We start from the raw sequence: 13886 nt of genomic DNA, 5'->3' as shown, positions 1-13886 counted from the left end.
CGCCACGGTCGGTGCTTCGATACGGTCCTGCGGCAGGTCAGAAGGTCGCGATGACCCCGAAATAATAGGTCCGGCCCGAAAAATAGGTGTCGAAGATGTACGGCGTACCGTCGCCGATCTCGCGGAATTCGGACGGCGTGAACCGGGAATAGCTGGCGTCGGTCAGGTTCTTGCCTTCGACGAACAACTGGAAACCGTCGGTCAGCTTGTAGGCCGCACGACCGTCGAGCGTTTTGACCGATGTCTTGAAGATCGGTGATACCGTCTTGAAATAGGCACCGGTCGATCCGCCGTCGATATTGTACCCGGTTGGAATACGGTTGCCGCCATCCGATTCGGTCCGGTCGTAATATTGCGACCGCGCCTGATACGCGATGCGCGCGTTCAGCCTGCCATCGTCATACCATGCGTTGACATTGTAGTAATAGGAGGACTGGCCGCGCGGGGGCAGCGCCTTTCCGGTGAACAGGTCGACGGCGGTGTTGCTCTCGTTCGACTTGGAATAGCTGTAGTTGAACCCGCCACCGGTATATTTGAAAATCCATGGCAGGAAGGTGAAGGCGGTGCGTCCCGCGACCTCGAACCCGCGCGTCGTCAGCCCGCCCGGTCCGTCGCGGAAGGTCGCTACTTCGTAGCTGTTTCCTTCCAGTCCGTAATTGGCGAGGCTGATGTTTTCGGGCCGCCCGGTACGCACGTTGATCGAATAGACGGCGGCGGTCAGCTGCGAATCGCGGTTGGGATACCATTCGAGCGACAGGTTCTGCGTCAGCGCGCCATAGCCCTTCAATTCCGGGTTGCCGATCCGGCCCGAACAGCGATTGATGAAGCTGGTCAGCAGCCCGCCCGCCTCCGCATCGTCGCCGGTTCCCGGATCGCCATCGTCGATCGCGCCGGGATTGTTGATCAGGAATTGTTCCAGTGCGGCGCGATCCTCCGCGCTGACGATGCCGCAGGTGACGGCACCGTTGCCGGTCAGTTGCAGGATGCTGGGTCGCGCCCGCTGCAACGCGATCGAATAGCGCAGCCCCAATTTGTCCTCGACCGGCCACAGCGCGAGGTTGAGGCTGGGTAGCCAGTCTTCCGACGTACGCTGCACCTGTCCGACCGTGCGGCTGACGAAGATGTCCTGGATAGTAAAGCCGGGCAGGCCGGTGGTGTTGGCGACCGCGCTGCGCCGCGCGAAGTTGACGACCGGCGAAGCGTCGACGTCGATCCGTTGATAGCGCACGCCGACATTGCCGTCGACGCGCACGCCCCATGCGTCGGTCGAGAAGTCGACCATGGCATAGGCCGACAGCGTCTTCTCGTTCGTGCTGAAGCTGGGCCGGGTATAGACCTGTCCGTCCGATGCGACGCATTCGAACAGGCAGTCGAGGTTGTGATCGCTCAGATCGGCATATTGGCCCAGCGTGTTCAGGAATGTCTTCGCATCGAACGCCGTCCACGATCCCAGCAGGTCGCCACGATCGGGCAGGCCGGAAAAGAAGTTCTTGCCCGGGATCTGCTGCAGGCTGGCACCGATCACTTCCTGATACTGCGCCTCGGTCAGCGTGTAGATCTTGTACAGCTGGTCGGTGGTGCCCGCCGTGATCGTGCGGCGGGTCGAACCGAACTGGCACGGCGCGGTCGCGGGGGCGGCGGCGGGCGAACAGAACTGTACGAGGTCGAGACTGCGTGCGCGTGACTGGATCACGCCCGGCGAGATCGCCGAACCGCCTTCGCGATAGCTTTCATTGTTGCGGCTGCGATATTGTCCGCCGAACTTGATGCGGCTCAGCGGCCCCAGATTCTCGAAGTCGCGCGTGACGTCGAGCTGATAATTCCACTCGCTGTTGCGATCGGCCTGCGGCGTATATTCGAGCTGCGATCCCGCGCTGATACCGTTGGCTCCGAGCACCGGATAATAGGCGGCGGGACTGGACAGGTCGATGCCGTCGGGTGTCGAGATGTTCCACAATCCGTTTTCGGGGACGAGGTTGAACGTCGCGGATGGCAGCGCCGCGTTGAACGTGAACGCCTCGTCCTGCCGGTCCGACTTGGAATAGCTATATTGTCCGCGCGCCTTGACCGTCCACGAACCGACGTTCCAGTCCGCGCCGGCCTGGGCATAATGCTGCTGACTGTCGGTCTGGATATCGCGGACCTGCGACGACCAGTTGAGCGATGCGACGCGGCCGATGCCCGTGCCGCGCACCATGTCGAATTGCGTCACATAATGGTTGGGATTGACGACGACGTTGGTGATGTTCGACGTCGCGAGCAGCCCGTTGGTGCCGGTCGTGCCCGCAGGGGTCGCGACGCTGAGATTGTAATCCTGCGAATCATATTTGCGGATGTTGGGGTTGTACGATGCGAACAGCGTCAGATTGTCGGTCGTCTGCCAGTCGGCGCGCAGCTGGAACGAATAGCGTTTGTCGGTACGCACCCCCCGGCCATAGCGGGGGAGCGAAGGGACGAAATCCTCCCACTGCGCGTAACAGTTCAGCCGGCTGTTGATGCCCGTCGTCGGCAGCGCGGCGCAGCCCGCCTTGGTCGTGACGGCGGCGGCGGCGGGATCGAACGGGGTGGTAAAGCTCTTGTCCGGCGAATTGTCGTAATCGCCGAGCGGCAGATAGCCCTGCTGGCGTTGCGACACGCGCGCGAAGTCGGTGGTCAGCCGCTGTTCTTCATAGGTGCCGTTGAACAACAGGCCCAGCCGCCCGTCGAACAGCTTCTGCGTCGCGATGGCGTTGATGCGCGGCGCCAGGCGGCCGTTGATGGTGTCCAGCCGGCCCTGCACGTTCAATCGGTAGAGCGGCTTGACGAAGTCGAGACCGGTGCGCTGTTCGATCCGCACCGTCCCGCCGACGCCGCCCGGCGTCATGTCGGCGGTCTGGCCCTTGACCACGTCGACGCTCTTGATCAGGTCGGACGAGATATCGGCGATGCTGACCGCGCGCCCGCCCTGATCGCCGTTCGACGGCAGCGCGGTCATGCCGTCCACCTCGACGCGGATCAGGTCGGCGGACTGACCACGGATGGTGAAGCCGCCCTGCTGCCCCGCATCGCTGACGTCCAGCGCGACACCCGCGATGCGCGCGATCGCCTCCGCCGCATTCTTGTCGGGGAACTGGCCGACATCGTCGGCAACGATCGAATCCTGCGCGGTGCGCGCGGTGCGCTTTCGCTGTATCGCCGACTGTTCCGCCTGTCGCACCCCGACCACCAGGATCGCTTCCTCGTCCGCCGTGCCGGTCTGCGCGGCGGGTTCGGCGGTGGAAACGGCAACCGGGGCTGGGTCGGGCGCGGCGATACGCTCGTTGTCGGGCACCGTGCTGGTGGCGATGCCGGGCCCGGCGACCGGCGCGGTCTGGGTCGGCGCGGTGCCGCTGGCGGTATGGCCCGGCGCGCGCTTGTCACCGGTGTCATCGGCAGTGGGGGTCACCACGGGGGCAGGGGGCTGCGTCTGGGCCAGCACCTGCGCACCGCTGCCTGTCGCTACGATCAACGCCAGCAGCGATACGCCGCGCCGGACCTTCATGGGCTGTGCTACCGAATTGCTCATCGCATCCTCACCTGACATCGACCGGTCTTGGGACCGGTTCTGATTGATCGTCGGGCCGCACATCCGGCGGGGACAAGCGTCGTCGCGTGCGGACAAGCCGGTGGCATGCCCTGTCTTCGCGATCGATGGTTCCGTTTGCCCCCGGTCCCCCTCTGCACAGTCCTGTTACGCCAGCCCGCCGGGTTCCGGTCGGACTGAAGTTGCTCTTGATATGTACTACAACTTTGCTGGTGGGAAGTCGCTTTCAACTGCGAAGCAGTGTCAGTTTGAACAATTTCAACCTTCCGAAATCGCGGGAATATTGCGAAGACCTGCGTGGTTTATCCCCCGCGCTGCCACGCCGCATATCGTTCCAGCGCGGCATTGGGCGCTGTGCCATACCACGCATAGCCGCGCCGCCGACCGCCGCTCAGTTCCATGACGTCGTCGTGCAGCGTCTTGTCCCGGTCGCCGAAAATCGGACGATTACCGTCCACCGTATAGAACCGTGCCCATAGCAATGGCGCATTTGGATCGGCATGCAGGCTGCGTCCCTTGCCGTCATTCGCGTCGCGCCATGCCTGACCATGGATCGCCGTCGCGCGCAGCCACGCCACGCCGCTGTCGATCGCGGTGGTGATCGCGGGCGTCCGCCGGGGCAGCCCCATCAGATACCGCAGCAATGCCGCGCTTTCGGGTGCGGCCAGTGCGGCGGGCTCGTAATTGCGGGCCGAGGTGATTCTCAGCGTCAGCGCGTCATGCTGCTGACCCCATCCGGTGCGGCGTCCGTTCACCACCACCTGCAACCGAAGGATGCAGTCCAGCCCGCGTGCCGCCGCCGCCGTCGCGCGTTTGCGGAGTGCAGGCGCGACCGACGCGAAATCGCCCGCGCCCGTGCCGACGTCGGCCATCAGGTCGAGCACCTGCGTCATCGCATTGTCGTTCAGCGTGATCGCGTCGTGATATTTGCCCTCCAGCGGCCAGACCTGCGGCCAGCCGCCATGCGGATATTGCGCATTGAGCAGATAGCGCACGCCGCGATCGACCCCGGTGCGATAGCGCGCGGCATCGGCCCCCGACGCGTTCCGCGCCATGCGTGCGAGGAACCGTATCTCGTGCGTCGTGGCGTCATTGTCGATCGTGCCGACATAATGCCACGATGCCGACGCGTCGAAATCGCCCGGCGTCGATTGTCCGTTCGAATTGTCGCCGACATAGGGCTGACCGGGCAGGCGGCGTGCGCCGTTGCGCGGCTGGTTCTTGCTCCATCCCCCCGCCGGAGTCTGAAAGCTCAGCACGACGTCGGCGACATGCCGTGCCGCATCGCTGCGATACCACGCCGCGTCGCGGTCCAGCGGCATGGTCAGCACGCCGTTGCCGCCGGGCGGCGCGGGCGGAACCGGCATGCCGGGGCGTCGTTCGGCGGCAAGGCTGGCCTTGTCGGCACGCATCTGCGCCTGCGAACGCGTGAGATAGGCGGTCCAAATCCGCCGCTGCGCCGGGGGCAGCTTCGCAATACGCTCGGCGGTGACGCTTTCGGCGGGCTGGTTCATCGCCACCACGTCCGCCCCGGCGGGCGTGGCGACGGCCAGCGTCGCGAACCCGGTCGTCGCGAGCATCGAACCGATCAAGTGCTTCATACATCCTCCCTTTTCCGCCGCCGGCTGTCACTGGCGATCGCATTTCGGCAAGTTGTACGACATCCGTGTCGGATGAAAAGACGCTTTGCGCCCGGCGATGCGACATCGTGCCGCTTTGTGCTTGAAGCGGGCGCATGCGCTGGTCCATCGCTCCGCGGATGGATATCGCAGCACTCTATGCCGATCTGATTCACCAAATCGGGGACGGCACCGGCATGGCCGACAGCCTGTTGCATGTTCATGCCGGCATGGCGGTGCTGCTGGCCACACGCGTCATCACCGGATACCGCCTGTCGACGCCGGTCCCGTTGCTGGTCGTGATGCTGGCCGAACTGTGCAACGAAGTGCTGGATCGCATCCATTGGGATTCGTGGCGCTGGGCCGATACTTCGCTGGATATCGTCAACACGCTGTTCTGGCCGGCGATGCTGTTCGTCGGGCTGCGGGTGCGCGACCGGCTGGATCGCAAGCCGGCGGTGGAAGGGAACGCCGCCGGGTAGCAGGCCGTTGATCGCGCCTAGAGGAGAGATTCCATGGCCGACACGCCCCCGCATCCCGCCGTCGATCGCGAACGGACCACACCCGCCAACGCCTTCGACACGCCCACCGGCCATTCCGGTCAGGAATTCGACCGCGATCGTCAGGCTGCCGAAGACGCCGCCGGTGCCGATCCGGTGAGCGACCCCGCGCCGGCAGACGGCCGCAACCTGCCGCCGGAAACCGGTCGCCGCGCGTTCGTCGCGTCGAACGGCGAAGTCCATGGCAGCGGTGCGGGCGCGGGTGGCGGTGCACCGGGCGAGGATTTTGATCTGGGCACGCCGGGTGCGGTAGAGACGCCGCAGGCGGGGGCCGGACCGGACCGCAAGCAGGCGTAACGTCTGTCGCCGAATGTGAACGGGCAGGCTGGCGCTGGCGGGACACACCATGCTTCGCGACAGGATTAGTAGCTTACCCCTTCGCTTCGCCGATCAGCTTCGCCGCGTCGGCACCGGCCCAATCCATCGCCCCGGTCACGCGCCACACTTCCTTGCCGGCGGCATCGTACAGGATCGTCGTCGGCAGGTTCAGCCCCATGGTGGTGGTGAATTGCAGCTTGGGATCGCGATAGGCGGTGATCTTCTGCAATTTCCGTTCGGTGATGAACGGCTGGACCTTCGCCGGGTCCAGATCCTGCGATACCGCCAGCACCGTCACCGCAGCACCCTCGCGCAGCGCCAGCGCGTCCAGCGTCGGCATCTCGCGCACGCACGGGGCGCACCACGTCGCCCAGATGTTCAGCAGCAACGGCTTGCCCCGGAACGCCGCCAGCGTGACCGGCTTGCCCGCCGGATCCTCGAACGAAAAGCCGGGCAGCGCCTCGCCCTTATGGCTGCGATCCGCCTTGGCCGCCGGTTCGGTGGCAGCGGCAGTGTTGGCCGGGGCGGCAGGCGCAACGTCGGGGACGGTGCCGTCCTCGGTCGGCGCGGCTTGCTCCGGCGCGGCGGCTCGCTTATCGCAAGCGCCGACGAACAGGGTGAACCCGAGGAGAAGCGCGATTACTGGGCGCATGGACGGCTCCAACAGCATGTGGGGTGGGCGCTTCGCCGAAGGCCCGTCGGCGGTGATGCGCGAGATAAACGCATCGATTCCGTTCGACAAGCGAATGTGGCGACAGGATATCGCTGGGTCCAAGGCGCACGCGACGATGCTCGGCGCGCAGGGAATCGTGGAGGCGGACGACGTCGCTACGATCCTCGCGGGGCTGGACGCGGTGGCGGAGGAATATGCCGCACACGGCGTGCCTGACGACCTTGCGCTCGAAGATATCCACATGCTGACCGAAGCACGACTGGCCGACCGGATCGGTCCGGTCGCGGGCCGGCTGCATACCGCGCGGTCGCGTAACGATCAGGTCGCGACCGATTTTCGGCTGTGGGTACGCGACGCGATCGATGCGGTCGACGCGGCGCTGGGCCATTTCCAGTCGGCGCTGCTGGCACGGGCGGACGAACATGCCGCTACGGTCATGCCCGGCTTCACGCATCTTCAGGTCGCGCAGCCGGTGACGCTGGGCCATCACCTGATGGCGTATCACGCGATGATCGCGCGCGACCGGGGGCGGTTCGCCGATGCCCGGGCGCGGCTGAACTTCAATCCGCTGGGATCGGCGGCGTTGGCGGGGACCGGCTTTCCGCTCGATCGCGATGCGACCGCCGCCGCGCTGGGCTTTGCCGGGCCGACGGTCAATTCGCTCGATTCGGTCAGCGACCGCGACTTCGCGATCGAATATCTGACCGCGTGCGTGCAATGTTCGCTGCACCTGTCGCGGCTTGCCGAGGAATTCGTGATCTGGGCATCGCAGATGTTCGGGTTCGTCAGCCTGTCCGACCAATGGTCGACCGGCAGCTCGATCATGCCGCAGAAGCGCAACCCCGACGCCGCCGAACTGGTGCGCGGGCATAGCGGGCGCATCTTGGGCCAGATGACCGCGTTGATGGTGACGATGAAGGGTCTGCCGCTCGCCTATTCCAAGGATATGCAGGACGACAAGCCGCCGGTGTTCGAGGCGACCGACCTGTTGGCGCTGTCGATCGCGGCGATGACCGGGATGGTCGACAGCGCGACCTTCCGTCCCGACCGGATGCGCGCGGCGGCTGAAACCGGATTTTCGACCGCGACCGACCTTGCCGACTGGCTGGTGCGCGAAGCGGGCGTGCCGTTCCGCGAGGCGCATCATATCACCGGGCGCGCGGTCAAGATGGCCGAGGAACGCGGTTGCCGGCTCGACGGGCTGGCGCTGGACGATCTGACCGCGATCGACGACCGGATCACGGCGGGCGTGTTCGATGTGCTGAGCGTCGACGCATCGGTCGCCAGCCGCAAAAGCTTTGGCGGCACCGCCCCCGAACGCGTGCGCGAAGCCATCGCGGCAGCGCGGGGCGCGGCATGACCGGTTTCGTGCGAACGATATCGGCAACGGGCATATTGGCGCTCGCCCTCACCGCATGCGGTGCGCGGCGCGACCTGCGTCCGCAGGAAAACGCCGCGCTGCCGGTTGCGCCCTATGGTGCCACCGCGACGCCGACGCCGGGGCAATTGCTCGACCCGACCACGCAGCAGCGCCCGTCGCGCAGCGACGAGCTGCTGACTGAATCAAAGGCGCGCGACGACGATCCGTTCGCCTTGCCACCGAGGCGCTGATGGACAATTTCGATCTGCGCGGCGGCGTGTTGCATGCCGAGGACGTGGCGCTGCCCGCGATCGCGGATGCGGTGGGCACGCCGGTCTATGTCTATTCCACCGCCACGCTGGAACGGCACGTCCGCGTGTTCCGCGATGCCATTGCCGGGCTGGGCAATGGCGATCCGCTGGTGGCGTTCGCGGTGAAGGCCAATCCCAACCGTGCGGTGCTGGCGACGCTGGCGCGGGCGGGAATGGGGGCCGACGTGGTGTCGGGCGGTGAACTGTACCGCGCGCTCCACGCCGGAATGCGGCCTGCGGACGTCGTGTTCTCCGGCGTCGGCAAGACGGCGGACGAAATGGCGCAGGGGCTGTCCGCCGGTATCGGACAGTTCAACATCGAATCCGAACCCGAACTGGACATGCTGTCCGCCGTCGCGAGTGCGATGGGCAAGGTGGCGCAGATCGCGATCCGCGTGAACCCCGACGTGATCGCGGGGACGCATGCGAAGATCTCGACCGGGGGCAAGGAGAACAAGTTCGGCATCGGTTACGACGCTGCGCCCGCCGCTTATGCCCATGCGGCGTCGCTCCCCGGACTGAAGGTGCGCGGCGTCGCGGTCCACATCGGCAGCCAGCTGACCGACCTCGCCCCGCTGGAGGCCGCGTTCGGGCGGGTCGGCGCGCTGATCGCGACGCTGCGCGGGCAGGGTCATGCGATCACCCATGCCGATCTGGGCGGCGGACTGGGCGTGCCGTACGAACCGGGCAAGCCATTGCCGCCGACGCCCGCCGATTATGGCGCGATGGTCGCACGCGCGACGGCGGGGTGGGACACGCGTTTGATGTTCGAGCCGGGGCGGCTGATCGTCGCCAATGCCGGCATCCTGCTGTCGCGCGTGATCCGCGTGAAACAGGGGGCGAGCGCGCCGTTCGTGATCGTCGACGCGGCGATGAACGACCTGCTGCGTCCCAGCCTGTACGATGCATGGCACGACATCCGCGCCGTCGCGCCGACCGGCGAAACCGTACCCGCCAACATCGTCGGGCCGGTGTGCGAGACTGGAGACACCTTCGCGCTGGGCCGCGCGATGGACGTGGTCGCGGCGGACGATCTGGTCGCGTTCATGACCGCCGGCGCCTATGGCGCGACGATGGCGTCGACCTATAATTCACGCGCGCTGGTCCCCGAAGTGCTGGTGTCGGGCGATGCTTTCGCCGTGGTGCGCGAACGCCCGCCGATCGAGGCGCTGGCCGACGCCGACCGTCTGCCGCCCTGGTTGTGAACGGCCTGCCGATCCTAGTTCGGACCGCCGGGCGGACGATCATCCTGAAGGGCAGCGGTGAGCCGGCCGATGCCAAGCGTCGGCTGCTGGAGCGCACCGGTGCGACGATCGTCGACGACGATCCCGACGCGCGCATCGCGGTCGTCGCGATCGAGGACGAGCGGGAGGCGCAGGCGGTCATCGCCGCGCTGAAGGCGCGTGGCGTTATGGTCAACGCAGTCGACCGGCCCGACGATTGCGACTTCACGCTGCCCGCGATCGTCGATCGTTCGCCGGTGCTGGTCGCGGTGTCGACCGGCGGGGTGTCGGCGGGGCTGGCAGCGGCGATCCGCCAGCGGCTGGAGGGCGTGTTGCCCGCCGGGGTCGGACGGCTGGCGGAGGCACTGGGCGCGGCGCGGGGCGATCTGCGCGCGCGCTTTCCCGACGGTGGCGCACGCCGCCGGGCGATCGGCGCGGCCATCGCGGCGGGCGGGGCGCTCGACCCGCTGGTGCCGCACGACGACGCCGCCGTCGCGCGCTGGCTCGACCTTGCCGCGCCGCCCGCCGGACGGGTGGAGACGGTCCGGCTGCGATCGGGCGATCCCGACGACCTGACGCTGCGCGAGGCGCGCTGGCTGGGACAGGCGGACCGCGTCTATCACACGGCCGACGTGCCCGCCGCGATCCTCGACCGCGCGCGCGCCGATGCGGTGCGGATCGCCGGTCCCGTGCCCGCCGTGCCGCCGCCCGGTCTGACGATCGATCTGGCATGAACGGACGGGCATGGCGCATCGCCGATGGCCGGGCCGAACGGATCGACCCGGAAGCGGCGTTGCAGGATTGCGGTGGCTTCGTCTGGATTCATCTGCACGGCGAGGGCGGCGAGATTGCAGGCTGGCTGCGCGCGACCGCCGGCCTGCCCGATTATGTCATCGATCCGTTGACCGCCGTCGAGACGCGCCCGCGCTGCGACGCGACCGCGAAGGGCGCGTTCGTCAACCTGCGCGGCCTGTCGCAGGACGAACTGAGCGCCGGCGATCCGCTGGCTTCGGTACGGCTTTATGCCAGTGCGGGGCGCGTCCATTCGGTCACGCGCCGCCATCTGAGCGCGCTCGACGCCGTGATCGAACGGGTGGAGCGCGGGGATGTCAGCGATCCCGGCGACCTGATCGTCGCCTTCGCGATGGCGATCACCGAACAGCTCGATCCGCTGATCGCCGATCTGGGCGACACGCTGGACGATTGCGAGGAAGCGCTGGACACCAGCCGCGTGTTCGACCTGCGCCGGACGGTCGCGCAGACGCGGGCGCGGTCGATCGGCTATCGCCGCTTTCTGATGCCGCAGCGCACCGCGCTGGAAAAGCTGGCGTCGCTGCCCGGCGAATGGCTGGCGGCGGACGACCGGCTGCACGTTTCAGCCGCCGCCGACCGGGCGGCACGCATGGCGGAAGAGGTCGATTCGATCCGCGAACGCGCCGCGCTGGTCCATGAAACGCTGACCGACCTGCGCGCCGAACAGCTCGATCAGCGTTCGCTTCAGATCGCGATCGTCGCGATGGTGTTCCTGCCGCTGACGTTCCTGACCGGGCTGCTGGGCATGAACGTCGAGGGGATACCGTTCGCGAAGGAGCCATGGGCGTTCGCCGGCGTGGTAGCTTTATGCGTCGCGATGAGCGCGGCGATCGTCGGCTGGTTCGCGCGCAAACACTGGCTCAACCGATAGGGGGATCGACCGCTACCGCGCGAGGAAGTCCAGCATCTGGTCGACCATCCGGTGAAGATGCGGTTCGGCGTGGTCCAGCGCGCCCTCTTCGGCGGTATTGATCGCTACGCCCAGCGGCGTCGGCCACCCGCGCAGCGCATGCGCGACGGTGCGCAGCGTCTGCATCGTCGCCACGGCCGCCTGCCACCCCGCCGCCGTCGCGACGACGCCGACCGGCATGCCGTCGAAATACACCCGGTCGTCCCGCGACAGCAGTTCGACATGGTCGAGCGCGTTCTTGACCAGTCCCGACAGCGTGCCGTGATAGCCCGGCGACCCGACGATGATGCCGTCCGCATCGCGCAGCGTGGCGACGAACGCGGCGATCCCAGCATGATCGGCAGCGCTGGCGGGTTCGTAATTCGGAAAGTCGATCGCCGGCCCGGTCAGCAGCGTCGTGCGCGCGCCGTGCGCGGTGGCATGCGCCAGCGCGCGCTCCAGCGCGGAAGCGGTGGCGGAGGTCGGTCGAAGCGTGCCGCCCAGCGCGACGATATGCGGTTGCGTCATGCGACCCGCGCTAGCCCAAGCGGTGGCGAAGCGCCACCACGCAGGTGGCGTGCCGTCGAAACCGGCGGACAGGCAGGATCGCTATGTCCGACACGGACGGTTCAGGTGGACCCGCCAGCAGGCGACGTTACCGCGGCCGCACGGCACCCCATGCATCGGCGATGTCGGTCAGGCTCAGCGCCGCCGCCTCGAACGGTCGGGCATCCTCGCCGACGCTGGCATTGACCACCTGCGACCGCAGCCCGGCGTACAGCCGCGACAATGTGTGCGACAGGTCGCCGCCCGTTTCGAAATCCAACCCGGATTCGAGCGCGAACAGGATCGCGGTCGCGCGGGTCACGCGTTCGCTCTTCATCGCATAGCGGCGGTGGATCGTCGCCCATGCCGCCGATCGCAGCGCGCGGATCGCCTCTTCGTACAACAGCGCGACCAGCGCGTGCGGATCGGCGCCGCCGGTACGCCCGGCAAGGTCGATCGTGCGATAGGTCTGCGCCGGATCACCCGCCAGCGCGGTGGCATAGCGTGCCATCAACCGTCCTTCGACCACATCTTGATCTGGTTTTCCATGAACGTCTGCTGCGCCTTGTACGCCGCGACGCGCGCTTCGGACGCGGCGAACTGCTGCGTCATCCGCGTCGATACGTTGGTCGACTGTTCGGTCAGCCGCAGCTGTTCGTTGCCCAGCGCCGCCTTCGCCTTGGTATAGCGCGTCTCGCTCGCGCCGAGGCCGGTGGCGCCGGTCGCCGTCGCCGAAATGGCGTTGAGCGCCGCCGACAATCCGTCGCCGCTGGCCGCCGTGCCCGCCGCGAACATCGCCTCGATCGTCGCGGGATAGCTGGCCAGCGCCTTGGTCAGCACGGCGGTATCGACGCGCAACGTACCGTCGCGATTGGTCGCGACGCCGATTTCGGCCAGCGTGCGCGGGCTGCCATCGGTCGCGTTGGTCAGTGGCGTCAGCGTGAAACGCGACAGCGCGCGTTGCAGCGCGGTCGCCGCCGGGTCGGCACGCAGCGCGCCGGTGATCGGATCGGTCGCGGTCTTTACGCTGGCCAGCACTTCGTTGAACGTGGCGACGACGTTGGTCACCGCCTGGCTCAGCGCGTCGGTCGGCGCGCTCGATCCGATCGACGCAGCCACGCCGCCGGTCACGCTTTGCAGGTCCAGCCGGACCCCGGGGATAGCACCGCTGACGCTGTTGCTGTCGCGCGACAGCGCGATGCCGTCGACGGTCAGTTCGGCATTGCCCGCCTGCGTCGCGACCTGCGCGCCGCCGGCCCCTTGCGGAAATCCGACATCGAGCCGCGACAGCCGGGGGTCGCCGGTGGCGGTCAGGGTGAACGCCTGCGCCGCGCCGGTCGGACCTTTCAGGACGATGCGTTCGCCCTTCGCATCGCTCACCACGCTGGCGGTGACGCCGGCATTGGCGGCGGTAATTCGCGCGGCGATGCCCGACAGCGACGCACCGTCGGCGTCGGAGATCGTGATCGGCGGGATCGCCCGGCCGTCGGCGGCAAACACACCGTCGCCATCGACACTGCCGAAACTCAGTTGCAGCGTGCCGCTACCAAGGCCGGTGCCCGCCGCCACGCCTTCGCGCATCGCCGCGACCTGTCCGCTGGCCAGCCGCGAGACCTCGACGCGCGCGTTGATGCCGGTGAGGCGCCCGCCGGGCAGCGTGGTCACGCGGACCGCATTGCTGCTGCTGGTCGGCTGCGTCGCCAGCGCACCGCTCTTGACCAGCGTCGTCAGCGCGCCGGCGAACCCGCCAATGCCGCTCTTGACCTCGGCCAGCGCCGAAATCTGGCTGGTCAGCGTCTCCGACTGGTTCGTAAGCCGCGCGGTCTTGCCCGCGAACTGCGCGTCGACCAGGCTTTTGACCAGTGCGGCGGTATCGACGCCGGACCCGACGCCCAGCGCCTTGGGAATGTTGGCCGCCGCGCCCGAAGCCGCTGCTGCCGTGGTGCTGCCTGTCGTAATCGCCATCACCCGGTCCCGAACGCTGCTGTCATTGCATCAAGCGACCGGATGGC

General features: G+C 67.5%; 13 protein-coding genes. 7 read left to right on the top strand and 6 right to left on the bottom strand.

The features are described 5' to 3' along the window. Positions 1-37: 37 nt before the first annotated feature. Together IFT55_RS05370 and pelA are read right to left on the bottom strand one after the other, a co-directional pair. Positions 38-3544 (bottom strand): TonB-dependent receptor, encoded by a 3507-nt coding sequence (locus IFT55_RS05370; protein ID WP_197976336.1) that lies wholly within the window; start codon positions 3542-3544, stop codon positions 38-40. A 320-nt stretch (positions 3545-3864) separates the two neighbouring features. Further along, a complete protein-coding gene (gene pelA, locus IFT55_RS05365) occupies positions 3865-5163 on the bottom strand; it encodes a pectate lyase (RefSeq protein ID WP_249403614.1) in 1299 nt (432 codons plus the stop codon). A gap of 134 nt (positions 5164-5297) precedes the next feature. On the opposite strand from pelA, the gene IFT55_RS05360 reads away from it, so the two are divergent. Next, positions 5298-5663 carry a hypothetical protein gene (locus IFT55_RS05360; RefSeq protein ID WP_249403613.1) on the top strand — a complete coding sequence of 122 codons (366 nt, stop codon included), beginning with the start codon at positions 5298-5300 and terminating at the stop codon, positions 5661-5663. A 33-nt stretch (positions 5664-5696) separates the two neighbouring features. Continuing rightward, a complete protein-coding gene (locus IFT55_RS05355) occupies positions 5697-6038 on the top strand; it encodes a hypothetical protein (RefSeq protein ID WP_192090782.1) in 342 nt (113 codons plus the stop codon). 73 nt (positions 6039-6111) lie between these two features. On the opposite strand, the gene IFT55_RS05350 is transcribed toward IFT55_RS05355, so the two are convergent. Continuing rightward, positions 6112-6711 (bottom strand): TlpA family protein disulfide reductase, encoded by a 600-nt coding sequence (locus tag IFT55_RS05350; RefSeq protein ID WP_249403612.1) that lies wholly within the window; start codon positions 6709-6711, stop codon positions 6112-6114. 16 nt (positions 6712-6727) lie between these two features. Between IFT55_RS05350 and argH the strand changes: the two genes are divergently transcribed. The 5 genes from argH to IFT55_RS05325 are packed head-to-tail and all read left to right on the top strand — an operon-like array spanning position 6728 to position 11310. Continuing rightward, a complete protein-coding gene (argH, locus tag IFT55_RS05345; protein ID WP_192090676.1) occupies positions 6728-8092 on the top strand; it encodes an argininosuccinate lyase in 1365 nt (454 codons plus the stop codon). Beyond that, positions 8089-8343 (top strand): hypothetical protein, encoded by a 255-nt coding sequence (locus tag IFT55_RS05340; protein ID WP_192089850.1) that lies wholly within the window; start codon positions 8089-8091, stop codon positions 8341-8343. The genes argH and IFT55_RS05340 overlap by 4 nt, the downstream gene beginning before the upstream one ends. Further along, the gene (gene lysA / locus IFT55_RS05335; RefSeq protein ID WP_192089848.1) at positions 8343-9608 is read left to right on the top strand and encodes a diaminopimelate decarboxylase; all 1266 of its coding nucleotides are present in this window, start codon (positions 8343-8345) and stop codon (positions 9606-9608) included. Before IFT55_RS05340 ends, lysA begins: the two co-directional genes overlap by 1 nt. After that, a complete protein-coding gene (locus IFT55_RS05330) occupies positions 9599-10360 on the top strand; it encodes a precorrin-2 dehydrogenase/sirohydrochlorin ferrochelatase family protein (protein ID WP_192090674.1) in 762 nt (253 codons plus the stop codon). The genes lysA and IFT55_RS05330 overlap by 10 nt, the downstream gene beginning before the upstream one ends. Continuing rightward, positions 10357-11310 carry a CorA family divalent cation transporter gene (locus IFT55_RS05325; RefSeq protein WP_192089846.1) on the top strand — a complete coding sequence of 318 codons (954 nt, stop codon included), beginning with the start codon at positions 10357-10359 and terminating at the stop codon, positions 11308-11310. Before IFT55_RS05330 ends, IFT55_RS05325 begins: the two co-directional genes overlap by 4 nt. Before the next feature lie 12 nt (positions 11311-11322). Here IFT55_RS05325 and IFT55_RS05320 read toward each other — a convergent pair whose 3' ends face one another. The 3 genes from IFT55_RS05320 to fliD all read right to left on the bottom strand — a co-directional run bounded on the left by IFT55_RS05320 (position 11323) and on the right by fliD (position 13839). Further along, positions 11323-11856, bottom strand: a complete 534-nt coding sequence (locus IFT55_RS05320; protein ID WP_192089844.1) for an NADPH-dependent FMN reductase — start codon at positions 11854-11856, stop codon at positions 11323-11325. A gap of 127 nt (positions 11857-11983) precedes the next feature. Further along, the gene (locus tag IFT55_RS05315; RefSeq protein WP_192089842.1) at positions 11984-12385 is read right to left on the bottom strand and encodes a flagellar export chaperone FliS; all 402 of its coding nucleotides are present in this window, start codon (positions 12383-12385) and stop codon (positions 11984-11986) included. After that, a complete protein-coding gene (fliD, locus tag IFT55_RS05310) occupies positions 12385-13839 on the bottom strand; it encodes a flagellar filament capping protein FliD (RefSeq protein WP_192089840.1) in 1455 nt (484 codons plus the stop codon). Before fliD ends, IFT55_RS05315 begins: the two co-directional genes overlap by 1 nt. Positions 13840-13886: the final 47 nt, after the last annotated feature.

The organism is Sphingomonas sp. CFBP 13720 (assembly GCF_014842075.1).
Classification (GTDB): domain Bacteria; phylum Pseudomonadota; class Alphaproteobacteria; order Sphingomonadales; family Sphingomonadaceae; genus Sphingomonas.
The sequence above is the reverse complement of the archived record's forward strand: the minus strand, read 5'-3'. Positions and strand labels throughout refer to the sequence as shown.

Excerpts from the sequence above, each read along its gene's own strand:
- IFT55_RS05350 (WP_249403612.1), bottom strand. The coding sequence starts at position 6,711 with ATGCGCCCAGTAATCGCGCTTCTCCTCGGGTTCACCCTGTTCGTCGGC.
- fliD (WP_192089840.1), bottom strand. The coding sequence starts at position 13,839 with ATGGCGATTACGACAGGCAGCACCACGGCAGCAGCGGCTTCGGGCGCG.
- IFT55_RS05340 (WP_192089850.1), top strand. The coding sequence starts at position 8,089 with ATGACCGGTTTCGTGCGAACGATATCGGCAACGGGCATATTGGCGCTC.
- IFT55_RS05355 (WP_192090782.1), top strand. The coding sequence starts at position 5,697 with ATGGCCGACACGCCCCCGCATCCCGCCGTCGATCGCGAACGGACCACA.
- IFT55_RS05325 (WP_192089846.1), top strand. The coding sequence starts at position 10,357 with ATGAACGGACGGGCATGGCGCATCGCCGATGGCCGGGCCGAACGGATC.
- IFT55_RS05320 (WP_192089844.1), bottom strand. The coding sequence starts at position 11,856 with ATGACGCAACCGCATATCGTCGCGCTGGGCGGCACGCTTCGACCGACC.
- pelA (WP_249403614.1), bottom strand. The coding sequence starts at position 5,163 with ATGAAGCACTTGATCGGTTCGATGCTCGCGACGACCGGGTTCGCGACG.
- lysA (WP_192089848.1), top strand. The coding sequence starts at position 8,343 with ATGGACAATTTCGATCTGCGCGGCGGCGTGTTGCATGCCGAGGACGTG.
- IFT55_RS05370 (WP_197976336.1), bottom strand. The coding sequence starts at position 3,544 with ATGAGCAATTCGGTAGCACAGCCCATGAAGGTCCGGCGCGGCGTATCG.
- IFT55_RS05315 (WP_192089842.1), bottom strand. The coding sequence starts at position 12,385 with ATGGCACGCTATGCCACCGCGCTGGCGGGTGATCCGGCGCAGACCTAT.
- argH (WP_192090676.1), top strand. The coding sequence starts at position 6,728 with ATGTGGGGTGGGCGCTTCGCCGAAGGCCCGTCGGCGGTGATGCGCGAG.
- IFT55_RS05360 (WP_249403613.1), top strand. The coding sequence starts at position 5,298 with ATGCGCTGGTCCATCGCTCCGCGGATGGATATCGCAGCACTCTATGCC.